The sequence below is a fragment of the Bacillus sp. EE-W1 genome, from assembly GCF_009760835.1.
Classification (GTDB): domain Bacteria; phylum Bacillota; class Bacilli; order Bacillales; family Bacillaceae_G; genus Bacillus_A; species Bacillus_A wiedmannii.
In genome coordinates, this window is the sequence record NZ_WIPE01000063.1 from 296,439 (window position 1) to 320,612 (window position 24,174).

The window sequence follows — 24,174 nt, forward strand, 5'->3', positions numbered from 1 at the left end:
ATAGAAGAATATGATGAGAGTAGTTAAATTAGTATCAAAACTATAGACGTAAAAGTGTGATATCCCTGTTCGTACAAGTCTGTTTTCTACTTAGCATCAATTAACTTACATTCCTTTTTATTACATTTTTGATATAATATAAGTATAAAATAAAAATTAGGGGGACAATTCATGGCAATCTTACTACAAATCATCGTACCACTTATATGTGCAATATACTTATTTACCCTCTATCGTAATAGTACTATTGGAAAAGCTGCTTTTCTCTTAGCAGTCGTTATTGGGATTTTCGGTTTAGAGAATATCTTTCAATATGCTAGTTTAACTGATCATACTGTTTATCCGTATTGGGGGAGTTTGAAGGCTGTAATCTTTATTTTATCAGTGGTGTTTTTATTCAAAAGAACTCCCACTCCATATAATAATTAACAATTATTCATGTTTATTTAAAGCTTATTTTCAGAAAGAGGTTATGCAATGAGAGCACCATATCAAGTATTAATATTTCCTTATATAATAATTGAAGATTCTATTCAATACGCTATTTTTAACCGAAGTGATTATGGTTATTGGCAAGGAATAGCTGGTGGTGGAGAAGATGGTGAAACTCCTATTGAATCAGCAAAACGAGAAGCGTTTGAAGAGGCTGGTATTATAAAAGAATGTCCCTATATAAAATTAGATTCTGTTTCTTCACTACCTGTAGAGGATGTAGTCGGAGGATTTCTTTGGGGAGAAGATGTTTATGTAATAAAAGAATTTTCTTTTGGAGTTAAAGTTTCTACAAAAAATATTTCATTATCTAAAGAACACTCCAATTATAAATGGTTATGCTTTGAGGATGCAGTAATGCTTTTGAAATGGGATAGTAACAAAACAGCATTGTGGGAATTAAACAAAAGGTTATTAAAGCAATTAAAGTATTAGCTATAAATAAAAAAGATTAGGAGCGAATCCTAATCTTTTTTTGTTATTCAATTGCACCAGCAACGTCATAATCGTTTAAATCTAATTCAATTGGTTGTCCGAGTGCTAATTTAGCAAGTTCTGAACCTAAATATGGACCAGCTGTTAAACCTGAAGCTCCTAATCCGTTTGCAACAAGAATACCGTCGAAGTTAGGAAGTGGTCCGATAACAGGTAAGAATCCTGGAGTAAATGGTCTGAATCCAACTCTCGTTTCAAGCATAGTACCATCATCTAAACCAGGTGCAACAGTTAATGCTTTATGGAATACTTCATGTAAACCACCTGCTGTTACACGATGATCGAAGCCAGTTTCGTTTTCATGAGTAGCACCAATTACGACATGACCATTGTCAAACGTTAAAATATATTGATCATTTGGCGGCATAACAACTGGCATATTTTCTGTTGCTGTATTTTCCGTTTGTAAATGAACAATTTGTCCTTTTTGGAATGTAACTAAGAAATTGATTCCTAATGGATTCAATATTTCATTCGCCCATGCGCCTGCGGTTACAATTACCTTTTCTGCTACCATTGTTTCGTCATTTACTTTAACTCCAATAATATGATTACCTTCACGGACTAATACTGCGTCTCCTTTTATAAAAGTTGCGCCATGTTTTTTTGCAGCACTTATTAATGCGTTACGTAATGATCTTCCGTTTACTCGTGCAGCGCCACTAATATGAACAGAACTGTATTCTTCAGATAATGCTGGGAATAATTTTTTCGTTTCTTCAGCTGATAAGCGAGTGATTTCACCAATCTCTGGTGCATCTTCACGTCGTTTATAAGCGCGCTCTTCCATTTTATCTAACTTTTTCTCATCAGTATGTAAACTAATTGCACCTACACGTTTGTATCCTGTATCCGTTTCACCGTCTGCTTCTAATTGCTGAATTAAAGAAGAATAGTAACGTGCACCGCCTTTAGCGATTTTATACCACGCTTTATTACGACGCTGTGAAAGCCAAGGACATACAATACCAGCTGCTGCATCAGTTGCTTGCCCTAATTGTTGTCGATCAACGATAGTAACATTCGCACCTGCTTTAGCAAGATGATAAGCAGTAGACGCTCCTAAAATACCAGCTCCAACTATAATATACGATTTCATTTCAAACACCTTTTCTCTTTTGCTAATTATTTAAATATAAGAACTTACTTTAGTATACTGAAAGGAATCCTTTTTTCAATGTGCTAAGCGCAATTAATTGTTGCACCATTGTGATTTTCCTAACCATTATTTTTTCTTCTTGCGGAATAATTCAATTGTTTTATAGCCTTGTGAAAGAATTTCAATCATTTTCTCAAGACGTTTGTCACGTGTTTTTTCTTGTTTTACAGAAAATAAATTACGCGCCCAATCTTTTTGATATCCAGGTGTTAAACTTTGATAAAATTTAAGTTCATTTGGATGATTAACTAATAATGCTTCAACATCTTTAATACGATCTGCATAATCGGCAACACATTGACTCATAGCAGGCGTTTTCTTCTCTTTTTTCTTTTCACGCTTTAAGCCTACAACAGTAAAGACGTCGTCCATACTTACCATTCGTGCAAATTTAATATCACTCTGTCCTACATACCCATCTTCGCCAACGCTTAATGCAGGAAACATTTCATCACGGTGAATAAACGTACTATAACGAGAATTACCTTTTTTCGGATACGCGAAGAATATGTAGCCTTTTTCAATTAGTAATTCTTCATTACTAATAATATAATTCGTTTGTTTCACCATTTCATCAAGTGTTTCTACAAAAATAAAAATGGCATCGTGTTCTTTTGAAAATGCAGTTTCTTTTCCTGTGAAAATGTCATAATCACTAGGTTCATTCATTACGACCATATTTGTATACTTATTAAGTTTCAATTTATCAATAATTGACATAAAAATCTTCCTTTACATTCAAAATTCATTGTACATACTGTTCTAGTGTATTATATCTATTAATAAAATTAAACTTTAATAGTGATTTTAAATTAAAGTTAATAAAATAGCCGATTCTGCGTAAGAACCGGCTATCTATTCGTTTCATCTCAACTCAATAGCAAATAAAGTATTTAATAGCTCTCTATATTGATCTTCTGTAATTACCCGTTTCGTTTTTTCTCCATAAATTATTTCGGTTAAACTCGTATTCGTTAAAGAGACATGGCCATAGTCCGTTAATTTCACTGCAATTGGTCCCTTATTAAAAATAGATTTCTCATCTTCTATTACTCTTTTTTGAACATCGTTCACTACTGTCTCATCAATGATACGATTATAAAAGGCATGACAAACTTTCCACTCTCCGTTCGTATCTTTTCTTTCTAGAACGTAATTTCCTTTACTTGTGTCTCGTTTTCTCACTCGATACGAACCATTTTTAGAGGAAACAGGCTCTTCAGTAAAAGGTACAGGGATTAAAGGTACTAAGGAAGCAATACCTACATCAATTAAGTATCGTTCGTTAGCATACTTTAAAATAATCGTTATATGTCCATCCTCAAGTGCCCATGCATTGATTTCATTTTTATATACGGTTCCAAGTGCAAGTTGTACATCATAACCACAATCTTTTAAAAAGTAGTAAAAAAGAGTATTTAATTCATAACAAAGTCCGCCGCGAGATGTAGTTAAAATTTTATTCTGTAAATTTTCCATAGTAATTGTATTCGCATTGCGTGCTATAACATCTAAATTCTCAAATGGTATAGTGTGTGCAAATGCAAAGAGAATTGTATTTAATTCTTCAAACTTCACTTCAGTACGGTTTGTAAGATTCAATCTTGTAAACAGTTTGTATTGTAGACTTGTCATATTCAGCACCCCTTAACATTTATAAGTTAAAATAGTATATGCTGATTGTAAATTTGATGGGGTACTGAAACAATGTACATTTCGTTTAACTGTACCGGTACAAAAAGTCTAATTCACAAGATTACTTAAGAAAAGAAGCTACAAATACAAATGTAATAGTTTATCTATAGGTAAATTATTATGATCTCTTATATCAACAAAATATTGAAGTTGCCACATTTGGCTCTTTTTAGCTTGGTTGCTAACAGGGGTATCCCAAATTGGATAAACTCTCATAGCCATCTTCCCTTTTTGACTTTGCGTTTTTAATATTTTTTCTTTAAGAAGAATTTCTTTAGGGAAAATAAATTGTCCTAGTTGATTATCATCTATACAAGTGATAACTAATAAGTCAGGAGCAGCGTCATAAGAAAATGCTTGATTATGCATATTGTCATCTTTCTCCCAAAAAGAAACAAATTGACCAATTTTATTAGGCGTAATTTTTGATACTCTAAAACGGATAGTTTTGTTATTTAAGTGAAATAAACATCCTACATATTCTGCGTTTTGCTTTTCTTCTTTTAGATTCGTAATCATTAAATTGTTAGGTTTGTAAACTAAATTGTTTAAATTTCGGATTGTATCATTAAAATTGTACAAGAAAACTCCCCCTTTATTCATCTCTTAGTTTACCACAAACATCAGTTCTTATATGTTGTAAATAATAAGCGACGTGAAAAAGAGGGAGATTTTACTATGGTATTATTAATGCTTCAATGTACTTAGTTTTTCAATTGCTTGTTGTTCAGTTGCTAAGTAAAAAATGTCTTTCCCTTTATTACATTCATAAATAAAATCCTTTAAGCTTTTACTCGTATACATTGAGAAATCTCCAATAATAGCAATCTTTACTCTGTAATTTATAAACTTTTGAAGGATATCACCAGCAAGGCGTGTTTTTAAATCAAAGAAACTTTCAGTTATTAATGATTTGTCGATAATAATATGTTTAGCATCTACTTCATATTGAACTGTTGCCATAGTATCTATTGCAGACTGAACATCCGATATTAATACCTTATCGTTTCTAATGACCGCAATATTGATTCCATCGATTACTACTTTCTTTATTTCCATAGTCCCACCCCTTTATAATTTACACAGTATGAGTAAAATTATTTTAAAAAACTTCGTATTAACCATAGATTAAATTAGCCGCAACTATTAAAATCGCCACTATTTATTATTGTAAATATCTATTTTTTATTACTAATACGGTCAATGAAATTAATGATAGTTTCTCTTTTTATATTTTTGAATATATATATGAAATTGCTTTTACTTGTTATAAAAATATTGTGGATTAACATAACTTAACAAACTATCCAAAGTGTTAATCTCGGCATATGGTTGTATTTGGGTAGTATTCTTGATTTTCTGAGGGTTAAACCACACACCTTTTATATTTGCATTTTGAGGACCAGCAATATCCTTTTCTAAGTCATCTCCAATAAATAATACATCTTCTGGTTGTACATTTAGCTTATTTAATGCTAATTCGAATATACGTTTATCAGGTTTACTAAGTCCCACTTCTTCAGAGATAATGATAGTATCAAAGTAATTGTTTAAATTTGTGTTAATTATTTTAGCTTTTTGTCTATGCGTTGAGCCATTTGTTATAATTCCAATTTTAAAGTGCCTCTTTATATGATTTAAGAAATGAATAGTATTTTGGTCTATCGAAAAACATTTAGGGAAATTTAAATTCCAAAAATCTTGGATATAATCGCGTGGCAATCTATATTTCGGCGCGAATTCATCAAATAATGATTCTAAAACTATCGTTTTATCACTAATGCCGTATTCCCTTTTATCGTATTCTTTGAATTTCTGTAACATATTGTTTTTGACTGTATCACTAACATCCTCATAACCTTTTTCTAAAACTAATAAAAACAAGTTATCTACTGCCTTATCCCTATCAATTAACGTATCATCTAAATCAAACAGCATCGCTTTATAACCCATCAAATAATTTCACAACCTTTCTCACATGATTTAAATAATCCCTTGTTCGCACCTTAGGCCTTTACTAAATTAGCAAAAAAACTAAAAAGTTTGTAGCGTACGCTCTAAAATTTCGCTGGCTTCTTTTATATTTAAATTCATCTCCCTTTCCCCTTCTAGTAAAATATCGAAAGTATATTTTCAAACAGTTTAAAAAAACTACATACAATTTACATTATTATACATTATTTTTTTGTAAATATTAATCGTTCAGCTTTTTATATGATAAGTTTTTTCAAGCACACAAATATTTCTCCATAAAAAAGGAATATGGGTAATAATACTTTTTCATGGAGAATACACAATCTTGAAAATGGAGTTAATACGTTAAACGTCCTATGAAGTTTCCTACTGTATCTCCACATAAACTACAGATAGTACGGCTATAATGACTACCAGAGGTGATATTATGAAAAACTATCATATCCTCGTGGTTGAGGACGATCAAGAAATTCAGGAATTAATTAAACAATTTTTAATGACACAACAGTATACAGTGGTAGTTGCTTCTGATGGATTAGAGGGTATGACACAATTTAATAAGCAATCCTTTGATTTAGTTCTTCTAGATGTAATGATGCCCAATCTTAATGGATTTGAAGTTGCTAAAATGATTCGAAGTCAGTCAAACATACCAATTATTATGCTAACTGCGTTAGAAGAAGAGGAAGATCAAATGAAAGGGTTCGATCTTGGGATTGATGATTATATAACAAAACCCTTTTCGTTTCATGTTTTGATTAGACGAGTCCAAGCTGTACTTAGAAGAAGTTATGATAAAAATGTAAATAATTATTTGGTATTTAAAGAAGTGCGCATTGATGTTGATGCATATAGAGTATATGTAAATGATGTTGAAATTTTGTTAACGACAAAAGAGTTCGAAATTCTACAACTACTATTTCAAAATGAAAGAAAAGTACTTACAAGAGAAAATATCGTAGAAAAAGTTTGGGGATACGATTATTTTGGAGAAACACGAATAATAGATACACATATTAAAAATCTACGTAAAAAACTAGCTATCCCCTATATTAAAACAATAAAGGGGATTGGTTATAAAATTGATGAATAGAATTGTAAAAATCATGAAGATGAAGCAAATTACTTATAAACTCTTTATGACTACATCTCTCATTTTGTTATCCTTTGCAGTGTTGATTTATTTAACTTTATATTTCTTTCTCCCTACGTTTTATGAGCAATACAAAACAGATCAACTTCAAACAGGGATAAAAGAAATAATTGATAAATCCAAAGATCTTACGTTTCAAGATGCGATACCACTTTTTGATGAATACGCAAAAAAAAATAACGCGATGCTTTCGCTTCAAAATAAAGAAGGAATAATTATTTACTCGCCTTCATTTTCTTTTATTCAAAGTGGTACACAAACAACAGTAGTTACTAAAGCAGCACGATTTGAGAATGCAGGTACCATTAGCAATTCATATAATGTTACGGAACCAATTCAATTCCAAGATGCTAGTTTAACGCTTGTAGTGTTCGCAACATTTCAACCGATTGATGAAGCTTCGCAAGTATTAGCGCGCTTTCTCCCCTATATTAGTATCATTGTGATCGTAATTGGTATAGGGAGTGCTTATTTCTATTCCAGGTTTATTACAAAGCCACTTATTTATATTAATGAGGGTGCACAAAAGATGGCAAATTTAGATTTCTCCGAAAAAATTGAGGTTCGCTCCACAGATGAGTTAGGAGAATTATCTAATAGTTTGAATGACATGTCTATTAACTTACAACAAGCTATGTTTGATTTAAAAAAAGCAAATGAACAATTAAAAAATGATATTGAAAAAGAAAGAGAAATAGAAACAAAACGCAGAGAGTTTTTTGCGATTGTAGCACATGAATTAAAGTCTCCTCTTACTGTAATGAAAGGATACTTAGAAGGGATGATATACAATATTGGCCCTTATCAAAATCGTGATCAATATTTAAAAAAAAATCATCAAATTATTGAAAGTATGGAACAATTAGTTCGTGAAATTTTAAGTATGTCAAAGTTAGAACAACACACATTTAAACTAAAAATAGAAGAAGTTAATCTTTCAAAGTTAATAGGTACAATCACAAAAGGTCTCGAATTTTTCGCTTCTCAAAAAAGCATCCAAATAATAAAAGAAATTGACTCTGACCTTTCTGTTTATACAGATCGTGTACTTTTTGAAAAAGCATGTAAAAATATTATCCATAATGCAGTTATGTATTCACCACATAATGAAAAAGTCTATATAAAGTTAAGTAAGGATTCTAAACAAGATCAAATTAAAATGCAAATTATAAATACAGGTATCAATATTAAAGATGAAGATATACAACAAATTTTCAAACCATTTTATCGAATTGAAAAATCAAGGAATCGAAATACTGGCGGAAGTGGTTTGGGGCTATATATTGTTAAACAAATTCTTGAAACGCTAAATATAAAGTATTCTATAAAAAATATGGAACATAGTGTGCAATTTTGCATGAACATTCCTTTATCTAAACAACAAACAAACAAACTCCCCTCTTAGTAGGACGAGTTTGTTTGTTTTTGTAGCAAGTATAATCTTATTAGGAATCAATAAGGGGGACTTTTCGTTTTTTTAAGCTCTTTATTTCTACCATCCAACTTTAAAATGAAATCAGTAGTTGTTATATATGCGATATCCAATTGAAATTCCCGTTACAAGAAAAACTCAATCTAAATCCATATTAAATTAAGTAGAGTTCAAAAAAATGGAGTTTGCGATGCTAAAAACAAAGTTAATAGATATGTTAAAAAGCTTAATCATAAATGGAACAAATGTGTTACTTAGATTGTCTATTACGTATAAAAAAGGTGTTCTTGGTAGTCTTCTCATTTTGTACAAGAGGAGTGCTATCCAGTGCATTTGTTAATTGTATAGGTATGTAAAATACTTATACAAAATCCATATATTCTTGAAAGAGGTTGAAAATGTATGATAGTTTCAAAGAAGGTTCTTCACATTGCACATTATAAAAAGATGCTACCTGTAGTATTACTTTCATGTGTAACGCTTATAGGCTGTTCCAATAGTAATATTCAATCCGAACCATCGAAACAAACCAAACAAGAAAATACAAGTAGGCATTCTTTTGTAAAGCTTGAAAAAGAATATGATGCTAAACTTGGTATTTATGCATTGGACACTGGTACGAATCAAACTGTTACTTATCGTTCAGATGAACGCTTTGCATACGCATCTACCCACAAAGCCCTTGCTGTTGGAGCACTGTTACAAAAGAAATCAATAGAAGATTTAGATCAAAAAATTAAGTATACCAGCAAAGATCTTGTGAACTACAATCCAATTACAGAAAAATATGTAGGAACAGGTATGACTCTGAAGGAGCTTGCAGATGCTTCCATTCGATATAGTGATAATACTGCACAAAATCTTATTCTTAAACAATTAGGTGGGCCAAGTGAATTCAAAAAATCACTAAGAGAAATAGGAGATTCTGTTACAAATCCTGAACGTTTTGAACCAGAATTAAATGAAGTGCAGCCAGATGACACTCGTGATACTAGTACCGCAATGGCATTAGCTACTAGTCTTCAAACTTACGCGCTAAGTGATATCCTTCCAATTGAGAAACGGAACTTTTTAATAGATTTGATGAAAAGAAATACTACGGGAGACAACTTAATCCGTGCTGGAGTTCCAGCAGGATGGGAAGTAGCCGATAAGACTGGCTCTGGGTCTTATGGAACAAGGAATGATATCGCAATTATTTGGCCACCAAATAAAAATCCAATTGTACTTGCGATACTTTCTAATCATGCTAAAGAGGATGCGAAATACGATGATAAACTTATTGCAGACGCAACTAAAATAGCGTTAAATGCTTTAAAAATAAAGAATAAATAATTACTCCTACTTTACGGTACTTATATTTTGAAAGACATACACGTGTCTAAACGCTAAGAAGTATTAGTGAATTTATCCGAATTAATCAATATCGAATAATAAGTATCTCTTGATAAAGGTTTACTATATTTTAAATGAGCAAATACTTTAGTATATATAGCTTTTGAGTAATCAAATTTTCGTTTTTTGAAATATAGTATACTGTATTGGAAAAGAGAACCATCCACTATATTTGTCGAATCACTTTTATTTCGTCTAATATTCGGTACTTAGTTTTCTCCAGACTGATATATTATACATACAACTATTCTAGAAAGGTGATGATGTTATGTATGAACAACAAAATAATAGGGATAGAGATCAACAAATGGTGTTTTCTATGCAAGGAGTTCCCACAAATAAAGTTAACATGAATCAATTACCTAAATGGATTAGAATCTTCGGCTATTGTGCATTTGGCTGGATGATAGTATTTAGTTTAATTATGATAGTAGGTTTAATTCTTCAATAACTATGCAGATAAACAATTAAACGGGACATTATTTAGATTCTACATCTAATTAATGTCCCGATTTTTATATGTAATTCCTCAATAATATAGGTAACTGATCATAACAAAAAGAACCTGTAGAATATCCTACAAGTTCTTTTTCAAATATTGTTAAAAAGGAAACAACAAACTATCTTCACATTCAATACAGGGAGACCATTTTGATTATGGCTTGATTTTATTATATATCAAATATAAGCTTTCGAAATGATTGTTTTTTGAAAATTATGCGAATTAAAAAACTAAGATATTCGTATTAGATTTGGTTTACGACCAACTTCTTCTTACTTAAATAAACTGCACGATCGGATTTTTTAGCAACTTCCTGTGAATGCGTTACAACAATAATACATTTATTCTCTTTATGTGCAAGTTCTTGAAACAGTTCTATAATATCCATTGCTGTTTCTTCGTCGAGGTTTCCTGTCGGCTCATCTGCAATAAGTAAATCAACATTACAAGATAATGCTCGAGCAATTGCTACACGCTGTTGTTGCCCACCACTTAGTTGCAAGACGTTTCGTTTCGCTTCAGCTTCTGTGAGTCCTACTTTCTCTAATAACTCTAATGCCTTTACCATCTTATTTTTCACTTTAACACCTGTAATTTCCATTGCTGTTAAGACGTTTTGAAGAGCTGTCATATAGGTAATTAAGTTATAAGATTGGAAAATTACAGATACATTTTGATTACGGTATCGATCCAAACCAATTTTTCTAATATCTTTGCCATTATACAGTACATAACCATTTTTAGGGACATCTAGTCCACAACCTAAACTTAACGTTGTCGTTTTACCAGATCCAGATGGTCCTAAAATCGTGTAGAAATGCCCTTTTTGAAAAGAAAAGTTAACATTGTCTAGTATCGCTACATTTTTTCCATTACTTTCATAATAATAATCCAAATTTTTAAATTGCAAAATTGTTTCCATATTATTCCTCCTTATTCATCTTTTAAAAGAATTTGTTTTGGATTTAAACGTAGAATTGATAATGCTGGAAGAAGCGTTGCTATTATAGCAATAGCTAGTCCAATCCCCCCCATTTTCCCTACATCTTCTCCTGTTACACTTACATCAATTTTATCAATTGGATCTTCTTTTTGATTTTGTAGAGTACCACCAGGTCCAGACATCATTACAGTACTATTATTTCGCGTGGTGTCCGTTTCTTCGCTTGTTGTAGCAATTTCACTCGAAAGTAAATGATCCCCTATAAATTGAGAAACTTTGGCTCCTGTTGTTATGGATACTCCAAATGCTAAAATAGCGATACATACTACTTCTACTACGAACTGTGCCATCAGTTTCCACTTTTTCTCTCCAATAGATAACAGAATCCCCATTTCCTTACGACGTCCTTTAATTGATAGCATAATGATTAATCCTAAAATAATCGCACCTGCAATCGATACAATATAAATAATCATTTGAGAAGTCGAAGAGATATTTTCGATAGGACCAATCATTTGCTTGTACAATGAATCATGCGCATCTAATTTATAATAATTAAAATCAATATTAGATTTTTTTGCTTCTTTTTTAAATGCATCAATATATTGTGGATCATTCAAGAAATACACGACTTGAACACTACTTATACCTTGGTCTACTTCTAATTTTTTCATAGTTGAATGCGGCATATATAGTTTATTAGCTGGATCCATAATAGGAGGAGCTTGTTGACCCATTGCTTGCTCATTTGTTTCGTAAATACCGATAATTTCAACCTCAAGGGTTTCCTTCTTATCTCCTGATTGCACTTTAACTTTGTCTCCTACTTTCAAATTGTTTAATTCCGCTAATCGTTTTTCCATTAAAGCTACATTCTGATTCTTCATTTGCTCTGTAATTGGTTTTCCATCAATGATTTTACTTTTTCCGTTTTTAAAGCTTTCTTGTAATGCAGTCTTGCGAACCCCCTCAATCATAAAAGAAGCATTCATATCTATTTCTGTACCAGAGCTTGAACCGCCTCGCACAGCCGCCATTCCCGCTTTACCTTTTCCTTCTTCTTCTCCTTCTGAAGCTCCTACTAGTTTAAGTCCATCAGAAATACCGAAAGTGTTAGCTATGTAATTATAGTCTTTTACATGCTTGGACTTCGCTAATTGATCTGTTTCTTTTGTGTTAAGCTTCGGTGGATTAGGCATCTCGCCAGTTTCCCGAGCTTGTTGACCTAATTTGTCAAAATCAAGACTTAAAGTAACATCTGCACCTAGTTTTTTTCTTGCTGCATCCGCAGCTTTTTTTGATGCATTTTGGATTGTGAACCCTGAAAGAACCAAATTTGTAACAATCAGAAAAACTGCCATCAAAATTAATGATGTTCCTATCCTTTTTTTCATACTGAGAATTGCACGTTTCATAAAATTCATTTTTCTTACCTCCTTGATAACTCGTATTCTATATAGATTATCTAGAGTTTAAGTGGAGTTAATCGGTAGTTTATCTAGAGATATAAGGAGTTTATGTGTAGTTATTCATTGGCTTAGTCAAGAAAAACTAAAAAACAAAAAATAAGCTATTTTGAATGGTTGGATAAAATTGAACAAACTTATATTTAACTACGGGGTCCCGATACATCACTATCAATCTAATATTTTGCAATATCGATAAAACGAAAAAGACGTTATCTTTCCTATAATTCTACAGAAAAGATAACGTCTTTTTTATACTTGTATACTCAAAATTCTTTTGAATTGTTTTTGGATGGTAAAACATGTTTCTCTACTCTTTCATATATAGTAAGCAATTGCTTGATAAAAGAAAATTTAGGTACTAACCAATAAGAAAACAATGCTGAAACACATCCTATTAAAGCCCCTATTGCAACATCAAAAGGATAATGAACCCCTACCCAAATACGGGAAATCGCTACACAAAATGCAAGTATAAGCCATAACCATCCAGTTTTTTTACGAACAAGCCAAAACGAAAAACAAATCGAAAAAAAGTATCGTATGGTCACTAGGAAATGAATTATCTACAGCATGGTCGACAAGTTTATTCACATCCGGCAATACTGCAAACGGTTGATAATTTAGATGGAATTTCCCTGCTATTTTTCCAATCACCTCAGCAATTACAAAAGCAAACATCGCTTGCATAACCATCATTCTACTTTTTCTGGGACCAGTAAACCAATAAGCTAAAATAATTAAAGCAAAAATATATACCATATACTCTGCCAAAAATACGATGGTTGAGTTTAGGAATGAATATTGTTTACCTAAATCATTAATTGCTCGAAAAATATCAATATTGAATTGAGAAAAAGACATTTCAAATCCCTCCTTTTTAGTAAGGTGTTTTACTGATTGCCTTACACCTTCATTACTTGAATAGTTTTGGTTATTGTACTCATCTTAAAATATCAACCTCTTATGAAATCGCTTTCTTCTTTTTTATTTTAATAAAAAAAGACAAAGGAAAACATCGAACTTTCTTACAAACATTCATGCATTCTTACAGTTTTGTCATTTTTCATGTTTACTGAAGAATCTAAAGCGGCGTTTAATCCTGATACTTATTATACTGGTAAGAGCCCTGATACAGCGGTGTATGGTGGTTCAGGAACATTCACATAATCGCACCTGCAATCGATACAATATAAATAATCATTTGTGAAGTTGAGGAGATATTTTCGATAAGACCAATCATAAAATTCATTTTTTCTTACCTCCTTGATAGCTTAGTTATCTAGAGTTTATATGGAGCTAATCGGTAGTTTATCTAAGATATAAGGAGTTTATATGTAGTTAGTTAAAGTCCAATTGTAAAGTTTTGTATCATCAATACTGATGAGGAAATTGTGAAAGCATATTGCGGAGAGAATGCAATTAAACATGTAGCTGGAAATAAAGATGGTTCAGCGGATGAACTTCATACAGTTATTAAAGAGGCTACTAATAAAGTAAGACATAACTCTTATACAATTCCAAAATTAATCGATCTTCATTTAAGGAATACAAATGTATGAATTCTTACCGAGTATGAATTCGAACAGGTATCATTTGCAATATGTCATTAAAATAAAAAAGATCATCACTTGGTTTAGTTAGAAAACTAAGTGTACATAAATACAACGACATGAAAACACTTTGTTCCTAAATCCACTACTTGTATTATTGGTTGCGTGAAACTCCTTCTTGAGAAAGGTTATTATTTCTGAATATTCTGTTGACTGTTATAACATATCCAATTTACAATTTAATTATGGTGTTCTTTCACAATTAAACTACTTAGAATACACTTCATTTATTTGAAAATAATTACAAATAGAGGTGCTCAAATGAAAAATAGAGTAAATCCAGAATTATTACAAGGGTTAGAGATGTTTCCAGATCTCGATTTACGCCCGGAAAACTTGCAATCAATTAGAGAAGGAATAGCTCAAATGAGACCATCTACCGTTGTTGATGACTCCCTTTCGTTAACAGATGAAGTCATTGTTGGACCAGATGCTAATCCTTTACCATTAAGAATTTATCGTCCAAAATCAAATCATAAATCTTTACCTGTCTTATTATGGATACATGGTGGTGGTTATATCTTAGGTTCTATAGATGATAACGATGATACTTGTATGAGGTTTGCAAAAGAAGCTAACTGTGTGGTCGTATCTGTAGACTATCGCTTAGCACCTGAACACCCTTACCCAGCACCAATTGAGGATTGTTACTCAGCTTTAAAATGGATTGCTGATAATGCAAAGTCATTAAACATTGATTCGAATCGAATTGGGGTTGCAGGAGTAAGCGCTGGCGGTGGACTAACAGCAGCATTATCATTATTAGCCCGAGATCGAAAATATCCTTCAATTTGTTTACAAATGCCACTATATCCAATGATTGATGACAGAAATGATACACCTTCAGCAAATGAAATTAAAGAGGGATTTATTTGGAACCAAAAGGCAAATGAAGCTGGCTGGAAAATGTATTTAGGAGAAATGTATGGAACGGATCAAATCCCTGCCTATGCAGCACCTTCTCGAGCTGAGGATTATAGTGACTTACCGTATACTTACACATTTGTGGGTCAATTAGATCCATTCCGCAGCGAAACATTAACCTATGTAAGCAAGCTAGCACAAGCTGGTGTTGATGTGGAGTTTCATTTATATCCAAATGCCTATCACTGGTTTGAAGGGTTAAATCCAAATGCCGATGTATCTATTTATGCTGTGAACGAAATAGTACAAGCAATAAAGACTGGTTTCAAACGAGTATCCAAGGTTGAGGCTTAATCCCATTACAAGAGAAACACTTATAAATAGTATATATGTATTTATCATTTAAATATAATAGCCGATTCTAAATAAGAATCGGCTATTAATATGTAAAATCCGCCTAATATATTAAGGTTGAGAAACAGATATAAGATGTTTAGGCGATGTGTTTATTTCCTCTGCTAACGCTTTTATGTTCATCATGATTTGAAGTATTTCTTCTTTTGTGGTTCTTGGGTTGATAGAGCAAAGTCGAATTACTACTTTTTCTTTTAATTTAGTCGTACTTAGCATAGCAAATCCTCTTTGATTAATTTCTTCCACCAATTTTTTGTTTATTTCATGAATTGTATCTGTAGATGTTAGCTCACATGGAATATAACGAAAAGTAACAATTCCTAATTGGGCAGGTGTTACTACTTCCCAATCTTTTTCTTTCCTTAAAAACTCTTCAACTTGTTCAGCTAGCATAATGCCATGATCAATTGCCTCACGAAAAGCTGTAACTCCGAATGCTTTAAAAGAAAGCCATACCTTTAATGCTCTAAATCTACGAGAAAGTTCAATTCCACGCTCCCCAAAATTCACTTTTTCTTCTATATTAGTTTCTGTATCCTTAATATACTCTGGGATCATACGGAATGTTTCACTTAAATATTGGCTATTTCGAATAAGTACACAACCAACATCATAAGGCTGAAAAAGCCATTTATGCGGGTCTAACGTTAAAGAATCGGCACGATGAATTCCACTTAATAACTCCCTTCCTTTTTCACTGAGAATTGCTGCAGCCCCATAAGCCCCATCCACGTGTAGCCATATATCTTCATCACCACATACATCAGCCAATTCATCGAGGGAGTCCACCGCTCCGCAATTCGTTGTCCCTGCATTAGCAATAACACAGAATGGTTTTTTCCCTTTTAATCGATCTTCTTTTATTTGTTTTCTTAAAGTACTAACTGAAATTTTTAAGTCTTCATCTGTCTCAATTCGGCAAATTTGATGCTGTTTAAAACCTAATACTTTAAGTGCTCGATCTACAGAAAAATGAGTTTGGTTAGAAAAATAAACAATCGTATTTTCTATGTCATTATTCAGCTTGACCTGTCTCGCTACAGTAAGTGCAGTCAAATTAGCCATGGAACCACCACTGACAAATAGTCCTTCAGCTGAATCAGGGAATCCTAGCATTGATTTTAACCAGTTAATTGTCGTTAATTCAATTTGTTCGGCACCTGCACCTACTATCCAAGCTGTAGGAAATACATTAAACCCACTTGCTAAAAAATCTGCTAATACACCAACATAATTATTAGGACCTGGCACAAAAGCCATAAAATGAGGATGATCCACATGAGTAATTTGATTAAACACATTGTTATTAAGAAAATGAAGTAATTCCTTTGGATTAGATCCGTTTTCCGGAATCGTTTCAATTAGCTTGTCTCTAAAAATATTACTATCAATCGTTTCTGAAACTGGTTTACTTTTTAAATGATTCATATGATCAACAATCAAGTCAACCGCTTGATATCCTAACTGACGCATCTCTTCGGCTGATAACTGCAAGTTTTTTGTCATTTGATTTACTCCTATTCTATTTAAAAAGGCGAGTTCTTGCTCGCCTTTTTATTTTTTATAATTTGTAATCACCAATTGCTTGTATTGGATTTTGAAGAATCATGTTGATTAATCCATGGATCTGATTTAATATTTCCTGTATTTTCTCTGCTTCATATACCGTTTGATCAAATCCAAACTTTATTGTAAGTTTTTCTTCAGGGAAGCACATAATTCCATACTTTACATGTGGCTCATCAACAACTTCGTAATCCGTGATAGCAAAATGTCTGTTTTCATTTGAAGAAAAGATTGCTGGATTAGTTGGATAGTTTTCAAAAACCCAAAGATGGTCAGTCAACTCAGTTTTTAATTCACTTTGCTTTTGTATATCAACAAATGAATAGTATGCATACTCATTACATTTCAATGTCTCTAGTTGTACCTTTTGCAGAAAATCCACAAAAGATTGCGTTTCTGTCCATGCTAATCGGATAGGCAAAATATTTGTGAACAGACCGAACATATTTTCAATTCCTTCTACTTCGGGAGGTCTGACTGATACTAGATTAGGCAATACTACTTCTCTCGTTCCGTTAAATTTGCCAAGTAATATTCCCCATACAGCTAGTAATGCTGTATTCATAGTTATATTATTTTTAGTTACAAATGTCTGTAACTGATCAGTCAAATCCTTGTCTAATGTTAAATCCATAAAAGTGAAGTTTAACCCTTCACTTTTAGATGGGACTTTCTTTTTAGGAATACTAATTTTCTGATTGTATCCTGATAAATAATCTCGCCAAAAATGACGTGCTTTCTCATGATCTTGTGCCAAAGTCCAATCTATAAATGTTTCAAAAGGTTTTACCATAGGTAACTCCGCCGTAGTTCCCGCATTTGTAGTTTCGTAGAGCTGGAATAATTCGTCTATCAAAATGCTGACGCTCCAACCATCACATAATAGATGATGGGAACTCCAAATTACCTTATACTCGTTATTACCTAGTTGGAATATACAGAGACGGGTCATAAGTTCACCATTTTTAAATCCTTGACTTAAATTTTCATTCATCCACTGATCTAGGAATTCTTGCTGTTCTTGTTTCGTCATCTCAATCAAGTTTTTTATTTCTGAATTTATTTGAACATCATATAGAACAGCTTGCCAAGGTTTTGCTTGTTCATCTTGCACAATTATTGTTCTTAAAGAATCATGACGATCAACTAATTGTTGGAAACACTGAATAAAGAGTTTAATATCCAGCTCCCCCTCAAGTGCCCAAATTGTTTGTTCAAAATATGCATTTGTATCAGGTTCATTCGTAGCATGCTCATAAATAACTTCCTGGAAAGGTGCTAGCGGGTAAATACGTTCTATTTTTATATCCGGCATTTTTTCTTGTATTTTGGTAAGTGTATGTTGATTAAGTTGTTTATCTTTAACATTTAGTAATGTAGCTTTATTATCGTTCATTATATTTACATCATTTGTTTGTGAACTTGAAAACTGGTCTAGCTTTTTAACAAATTGAACCATATCTCTTAATATAGGAAATGAAAATAGATTTTTTGGTTCAAGCTCGAATCCTTGTCGATACAGTCTAACGGACACTTGAATTGCTTTTATCGAATCTCCACCTAAGGCGAAGAAATGATCATTTACTCCAACTTGATCTATTTTGAGTACTTCTTGCCAAATACTAGTTAATATTTTTTCCATTTCAGTTTTTGGGGCAATAAATACTTCATTTTTTTGTTTCTCCGGAGTAGGGAGCGCTTTTCTATCTAATTTCCCGTTTGGAGTCAGGGGTAATTGGTCCAAATAAACAAAATAAGAAGGAATCATATAATCTGGCAAGTGATCTCGCAAATGCTTTCGTAGTTCTGTTGTACTAATATTTTGCTCAGTTACCACATATGCAACTAAAAATTTTATCCCGTTCTCATCTGTTTGATCAATTACGACAGCATGTTCGACTTGTTTATAAGTTAGAAGACAATGAGAGATTTCTTCTAACTCTACTCGATATCCCTGAATTTTCACTTGGTAATCTTGGCGGCCTAAAAATTCAATATATCCCTCAGAATGCATTTTTCCACAATCTCCTGTTTTATATATAAGACCAAAATCAGGATGTGAAACAAACGCTTCATTTGTTTTCTTTTCATCATTTAAATATCCTTTAGCAAGGCCCACTCCCCCAATATATAAATCTCCAATTACACCAACAGGGCACATTTTCTTTTCATAGTTCAACACATAATACGTTTGGTTTGCCAAGGGCATCCCGTATGGAATACTATTCCAATGTGATTCCACCTGTTTGACCGGATAATAAATTGACCAAATCGATGCTTCTGTTGCCCCTCCTAGTGAAACTACTTCTGCAATCGGAAAATGTCTTTTTATTTTTTCTGGTAAAGAAAGCGGAATCCAATCTCCACTATGTAAAACTAAACGTAAAGAAGGATATTCAAAATGAGAACCTACTTGATCCAATGCCAAATCCATGATTGCAGGCACTGTATTCCAAATTGTAATCCCTCTACGTTCGACAGTGCGGATTAATTCTTGCATGTCTCTCGGATCACGAATCATTACTAACATTGCACCTGTGCTTAAAGCTCCGAAAATATCGTATACAGATAGGTCAAAACACATGGAAGAGATACCAATAATACGATCATCTTCATTCACCTCATATTTTTGATTTATGTCTTGAATAGTATTTGTAACCGCTTGGTGAGTAATAATTACTCCTTTTGGTTTTCCTGTACTTCCTGAAGTGTATATGATATAGGCAATATCTTCTGGACCAGCAATAGCGGGCATATCTTCTGTTGTATAAAATGACAAATGATTTTCTTCATAAAGACTAGGTTCTAATAAAAGCTTGCATGAGCTATTTTTTAAAATATATGTTTGGCGATCTAAAGGATGATCGGGATCAATCGGAACATAAGCGGCACCTGATTTTAAAATACCTAACATATTAACAATTGTGTCAACTCGCCTTTTTGCTAAAAGACCCACTTTGTCACCTAGACCAATGTCTTGCTCTTTTAAGAAATGCGCAATTTGATTGGAGCGTTTATGAAGTTCCGAGTATGTTAACCATTCTTGCTCAAATACCACTGCTACTTCATCCGGTGTACGTTTTACTTGGTCTGTAAATAATTGATACAGAGTAGTTAAAGGTATTTTTTCTGTTGTTTCATTGTATTGCTCAATTAAAGTTTGATCCGATTCTTTCATCTGCAAAGATGTTACGTCGCTTTGTTTCACCAATTGTTCCAATAAGTCAACAAATTGGGAAAACATTGCTTCTATTACATCAACATCAAACAACTCTTCAACATAGTTCCAGCTAATTAATAACTCTCCATTTTTTTCAATTACTACATTATCCAAATACACTTGTGGAGTCCGAGCATGAATATGACGAAGAGAACCAAGCTGTTCCCAAGCAAACGCACCCGTACCTGTTAGCATCGAGGTGAAGACAATTGGCATAACTGCTTTTGGCGTCATTTGGTGGTATCGAGTAAAATCTCGAATAAAGTTAACTCCATCGTAATGACGGTGTTCAAGGCCATCCAATAAAGTAGATTGCGTTTCTTTTACTCTAGTAAAGAAAGATTGCTCTGGTTTTACATCAACATCCAACAAAATAAGCGATGTGAAATCTCCCACAATCTGTTCTACTTCTTCATGAACAGGATAACGGTTAAATACAGTCAAATTAATTGCAAATTTACGTTGATTACTCCAATATGCCAACACATCACCATATATTGTACAAAGCAGAGCGGAAGGAGTTACTTCTTTCTCTTGTGCTAACTTTCGTAGCTTTGTCCACTTTTCATTGTCCAGGATCTTAGTAAGTGATTGGAATTTAGGAGTAGCAATCTCTGCCGGATCCTTTTTTAACAGCAAAGAAGGTGCAAATGGAAAGTCAGGAAGCTTACTTGTCCAATAATCTTTTGCTGTTTTATATTCTTCACTTTGTTCCATTTCATCATAGATAAACATGTAATCTTGAAAATCAAAAGATAGAGATTCTAATTTTTGATTTGGTTTATAATAATAATGCAACAAATCCTGTCCAACTATGTTCATGCTTGCTCCGTCCATTAATAAAGCATCGTATCGAAAACATAATAAATACGTGTCTTCTTTTAAAAGAAAGGCTTTTAATTCAAACAAAGGCCATTTCCCCAAAGGGAATACATGGTTAGTCATTCGAGAACGTTCTTCTTGTAAGCGAGCATTTTGATTCCTATCATCTAAATCTATGAGACTAACTATTTCAATCTCGTAATCAGGAACGCTTTGTAGTATTTGCTGTCCTCCCTCTGGTAAAATTACAGCTCGCAACATTGGATGACGATGAATTACCTTTTGAAAACTTTTTGAAAGACGATTAATATCCAATTTTGTTTCATATTCAAAATATGTTTGAGGTGAAATACCGCTTAATTCAAACTGTGAATTCCTCCCTAACATGTACGCTGTCTGAACCTCTGTTAATGGAAATGACTTAGACAAATCTTTAACATGAGTTGGTCTATTTTCAAAGTTTTTCTCTTTATGATCTACCTCTACACAAGAACTAAGTTGAGCAATCGTAGGATGCTTAAAAAAATCTGTTGTACTTATTTTTAAGCAGTCTTTTCTTAATAAATTAATTACCTGAAGTGCTTTAATCGATTCTCCTTTTAAAGCAAAAAAATTATCATGAATACCGATTCCCTCAGTCTCCATAACTTTTTCCCATGCATGCACCAATTTTTGTTCAATTTCATTGCGCGGGGCAACGTATGGAATTGATACATAATCCGTTTGTGTTATATCTAATAACCTTTTCCTATCTACTTTCCCATTTGGATTCAACGGAATCTCTTCCACCTGAATCATTTTTTCAGGAATCATAAACTCAGGTAATTTATCACTTAAATATTTTCTGATTTCATCAAAAGAGACCTTATTATCGGATACATAGTACGCAGCTAATAATTTCCTATTTCCATATACTTGATCAACAACGATAGCTTGCTTTATTTCTGGATATTCCCTTAACTGGCTTTCGATTTCTCTTAATTCAATCCGATATCCCCGAATTTTTACTTGATGATCCATTCGACCTAGATATTCAAGATCTCCATTAGGCAACCAACGAACGAGATCACCCGTATGATACATCATTTCTCCTGCAGTAAAAGGACTCGGTACAAATTTTTCATCTGTCAGTTTAGATTTCCCAAGATACCCTCGTGCTACCGCCACGCCACCAATACAGAGTTCACCCGGAATTCCAAATGGTTTTAATTGACCATACTTATTCAATATATAGGAATGATAATTCGGATTGGGACTTCCAATCGTAACTTCTTTGGCGGAGCTCAAATCCTTTACTGTTGCACAAATGGTTGTTTCTGTAGGACCATAAATATTTAAAATTGTCGCTTCACTGATGCATCGAATTTTTTCAACCAAATCAATGGAAAATGCTTCTCCTGCTAACAAAATAGATTTTAAATCTTTCAGAAAATTTACCCCTTCTGGATCACTTAAAATCACTTCCATTCGCGATGGCGTTGATTCCCATAAATCCACCTTATGTACTTTGACCAAATGAGCCAATTCTTTCGTTGCAAACTGGTCCTCTGTAGCAATGACTACTTTCGAGCCTTGTGTTAAAGGAAGACATATTTCTAACAAGGAAATATCAAAAGAAACACTAGCAAGAAACAAGAATGATTGATTATCTTTTACTTTTTCTCTCATTGCACTTAAAAAATGAACAAGAGATTTCTGTTCCACCATTACTCCTTTTGGATTTCCTGTTGATCCTGATGTGTAAATGACATAAGCCAAATCATTAGGATCGCCTTCCCGAATTAAATTACTTTCTTCACCTTGGAAGAGATGTTCCTCATCAAGATACAGCACTTCACCAGCAAATTGCGGTAACTCTACTTCCGTTCGCTTGCTCAATAAACATTTTGCTTGACTATCTTGTAACATATATTCAATTCGTTCATTTGGATAGTTAGGATCGATTGGTAAATATGCTGCACCTGCTTTAAAAATTCCCATCATGCCAATGATCATTTCTAATGACCGGTCTACCATAACCCCAATAATACTTTCCTTGGATACACCTTTACTTTGAAGAATAGAAGCCAATTGATTTGCTTTCTGATTCAATTCTTTATATGTTAAATATTGATCATTACAAACAACAGCGATTTGATCTGGGGTTTTTAACACTTGTTCTTCAAACAAATCTTGAAATGTTAGAGACAAGTCTATGCTTGTCTGACTGTTATTCCATCCTTCTAACAACTCTTTCTCTTCTTCTGCAATAATACAAATATCTTTCACTGCCAAATTCGGATTTTTTAATACTTGCTTTAAAATATAAAGATACGAATTTGCAAACTGTTGCAAAGAAGAAAACGAATGAGATTTGAAAGAAATTTGAAATTCAAATTCATTATGTATTTCATTCCATTTTCTTTGTATCCAAACCGCTAAATTATTCTCTGCATATTCTTCTATCGAATTTTTATTATGTAACCCTTCCATCCCAATAACAATTTGAAAAGGAGTTAAAGGATGTTCCACTAATAATTCTGAGAGTGGATACCCCTGATTGTCATACCCGAATAAAGTCGTTTCTTCAATCTGATTCACTACTTGTTTAAAGCTATGATGCGGATGGATTTCACTTCCTAAAGGAATCCATTTATTAAGATTCTCGCTTTGTTCAAGATTTTTTTCGATTACAGGAATACCAATAGTAATTTTTCCTTGATCTGTATAGTGTGCCAAACAAATTCTTAACGCGGTCTGTAACCAGCTAAATAATAATAAATCTTGAGACTTACTTTCTTTTTGTATACTTTTACTCAACTCTACATTCATTATGATTTGAACGTGCTCACAAGGATTTTCTTTATTTAGTTGGTAATCACTATTAAATACAGAAAAATCAAGTACCTCGGAAGATAATTGCTCCTTCCAAAACGCTTCTACCCCTTTATTTACATGAATAGAACTTCGATCTTTAATGTGCATGTTTA

The 24,174-nt window shown here is 32.8% G+C and carries 18 protein-coding genes and 1 pseudogene; 8 read left to right on the top strand and 11 right to left on the bottom strand.

The window, feature by feature from the left end:
• The first annotated feature begins 171 nt into the window (after positions 1–171).
• The gene (locus GFJ36_RS14255) at positions 172–429 is read left to right on the top strand and encodes a hypothetical protein (RefSeq protein WP_087984460.1); all 258 of its coding nucleotides are present in this window, start codon (positions 172–174) and stop codon (positions 427–429) included.
• Positions 430–477: 48 nt separating this feature from the next.
• Positions 478–927, top strand: a complete 450-nt coding sequence (locus GFJ36_RS14260; RefSeq protein WP_087984461.1) for an NUDIX hydrolase — start codon at positions 478–480, stop codon at positions 925–927.
• A gap of 43 nt (positions 928–970) precedes the next feature.
• Here GFJ36_RS14260 and GFJ36_RS14265 read toward each other — a convergent pair whose 3' ends face one another.
• From GFJ36_RS14265 to GFJ36_RS14290, 6 genes are all read right to left on the bottom strand, one after another.
• On the bottom strand, positions 971–2,086 hold the full coding sequence (locus GFJ36_RS14265; protein WP_097890197.1) for an NAD(P)/FAD-dependent oxidoreductase: 1,116 nt from the start codon (positions 2,084–2,086) through the stop codon (positions 971–973).
• 126 nt (positions 2,087–2,212) lie between these two features.
• Positions 2,213–2,866, bottom strand: coding sequence for a YdeI/OmpD-associated family protein (locus GFJ36_RS14270; protein WP_060486779.1), 654 nt, complete (start codon positions 2,864–2,866; stop codon positions 2,213–2,215).
• A gap of 144 nt (positions 2,867–3,010) precedes the next feature.
• The gene (locus tag GFJ36_RS14275; RefSeq protein WP_087984463.1) at positions 3,011–3,781 is read right to left on the bottom strand and encodes an arylamine N-acetyltransferase family protein; all 771 of its coding nucleotides are present in this window, start codon (positions 3,779–3,781) and stop codon (positions 3,011–3,013) included.
• A gap of 138 nt (positions 3,782–3,919) precedes the next feature.
• Entirely contained in the window at positions 3,920–4,423 is a 504-nt protein-coding gene (locus GFJ36_RS14280; RefSeq protein ID WP_141542831.1) for a MepB family protein, read from the bottom strand.
• A gap of 105 nt (positions 4,424–4,528) precedes the next feature.
• Complete coding sequence (locus GFJ36_RS14285; RefSeq protein ID WP_087984465.1) at positions 4,529–4,900, bottom strand: DUF4180 domain-containing protein; 372 nt, start codon at positions 4,898–4,900, stop codon at positions 4,529–4,531.
• A 201-nt stretch (positions 4,901–5,101) separates the two neighbouring features.
• Positions 5,102–5,794, bottom strand: a complete 693-nt coding sequence (locus GFJ36_RS14290; RefSeq protein ID WP_157349666.1) for an HAD family hydrolase — start codon at positions 5,792–5,794, stop codon at positions 5,102–5,104.
• Positions 5,795–6,242: 448 nt separating this feature from the next.
• Here GFJ36_RS14290 and GFJ36_RS14295 point away from each other — a divergent pair, with 448 nt between their 5' ends.
• From GFJ36_RS14295 to GFJ36_RS14310, 4 genes are all read left to right on the top strand, one after another.
• Positions 6,243–6,908 carry a response regulator transcription factor gene (locus GFJ36_RS14295; protein ID WP_087984467.1) on the top strand — a complete coding sequence of 222 codons (666 nt, stop codon included), beginning with the start codon at positions 6,243–6,245 and terminating at the stop codon, positions 6,906–6,908.
• Positions 6,901–8,373, top strand: a complete 1,473-nt coding sequence (locus GFJ36_RS14300; RefSeq protein ID WP_157349667.1) for a sensor histidine kinase — start codon at positions 6,901–6,903, stop codon at positions 8,371–8,373. The genes GFJ36_RS14295 and GFJ36_RS14300 overlap by 8 nt, the downstream gene beginning before the upstream one ends.
• Positions 8,374–8,802: 429 nt before the next feature.
• The gene (gene bla / locus GFJ36_RS14305) at positions 8,803–9,735 is read left to right on the top strand and encodes a class A beta-lactamase (RefSeq protein WP_087984469.1); all 933 of its coding nucleotides are present in this window, start codon (positions 8,803–8,805) and stop codon (positions 9,733–9,735) included.
• 328 nt (positions 9,736–10,063) lie between these two features.
• On the top strand, positions 10,064–10,246 hold the full coding sequence (locus GFJ36_RS14310) for a hypothetical protein (protein ID WP_087984470.1): 183 nt from the start codon (positions 10,064–10,066) through the stop codon (positions 10,244–10,246).
• A 295-nt stretch (positions 10,247–10,541) separates the two neighbouring features.
• Here GFJ36_RS14310 and GFJ36_RS14315 read toward each other — a convergent pair whose 3' ends face one another.
• The 3 genes and pseudogenes from GFJ36_RS14315 to GFJ36_RS14325 all read right to left on the bottom strand — a co-directional run bounded on the left by GFJ36_RS14315 (position 10,542) and on the right by GFJ36_RS14325 (position 13,570).
• Positions 10,542–11,219, bottom strand: coding sequence for an ABC transporter ATP-binding protein (locus GFJ36_RS14315; protein WP_087984471.1), 678 nt, complete (start codon positions 11,217–11,219; stop codon positions 10,542–10,544).
• 11 nt (positions 11,220–11,230) lie between these two features.
• Positions 11,231–12,664 (bottom strand): ABC transporter permease, encoded by a 1,434-nt coding sequence (locus tag GFJ36_RS14320; protein WP_097890138.1) that lies wholly within the window; start codon positions 12,662–12,664, stop codon positions 11,231–11,233.
• Positions 12,665–12,972: 308 nt separating this feature from the next.
• Positions 12,973–13,570: pseudogene (locus tag GFJ36_RS14325) on the bottom strand (undecaprenyl-diphosphatase).
• 530 nt (positions 13,571–14,100) lie between these two features.
• Here GFJ36_RS14325 and GFJ36_RS29160 point away from each other — a divergent pair.
• Together GFJ36_RS29160 and GFJ36_RS14330 are read left to right on the top strand one after the other, a co-directional pair.
• A complete protein-coding gene (locus GFJ36_RS29160) occupies positions 14,101–14,268 on the top strand; it encodes a hypothetical protein (protein ID WP_176546169.1) in 168 nt (55 codons plus the stop codon).
• Positions 14,269–14,580: 312 nt separating this feature from the next.
• A complete protein-coding gene (locus GFJ36_RS14330; RefSeq protein ID WP_087984474.1) occupies positions 14,581–15,537 on the top strand; it encodes an alpha/beta hydrolase in 957 nt (318 codons plus the stop codon).
• A 111-nt stretch (positions 15,538–15,648) separates the two neighbouring features.
• On the opposite strand, the gene GFJ36_RS14335 is transcribed toward GFJ36_RS14330, so the two are convergent.
• Together GFJ36_RS14335 and GFJ36_RS14340 are read right to left on the bottom strand one after the other, a co-directional pair.
• On the bottom strand, positions 15,649–17,103 hold the full coding sequence (locus GFJ36_RS14335; protein WP_000164811.1) for a pyridoxal phosphate-dependent decarboxylase family protein: 1,455 nt from the start codon (positions 17,101–17,103) through the stop codon (positions 15,649–15,651).
• A gap of 55 nt (positions 17,104–17,158) precedes the next feature.
• Positions 17,159–24,169 carry a non-ribosomal peptide synthetase gene (locus GFJ36_RS14340; protein ID WP_157349660.1) on the bottom strand — a complete coding sequence of 2,337 codons (7,011 nt, stop codon included), beginning with the start codon at positions 24,167–24,169 and terminating at the stop codon, positions 17,159–17,161.
• Positions 24,170–24,174 lie beyond the last annotated feature (5 nt).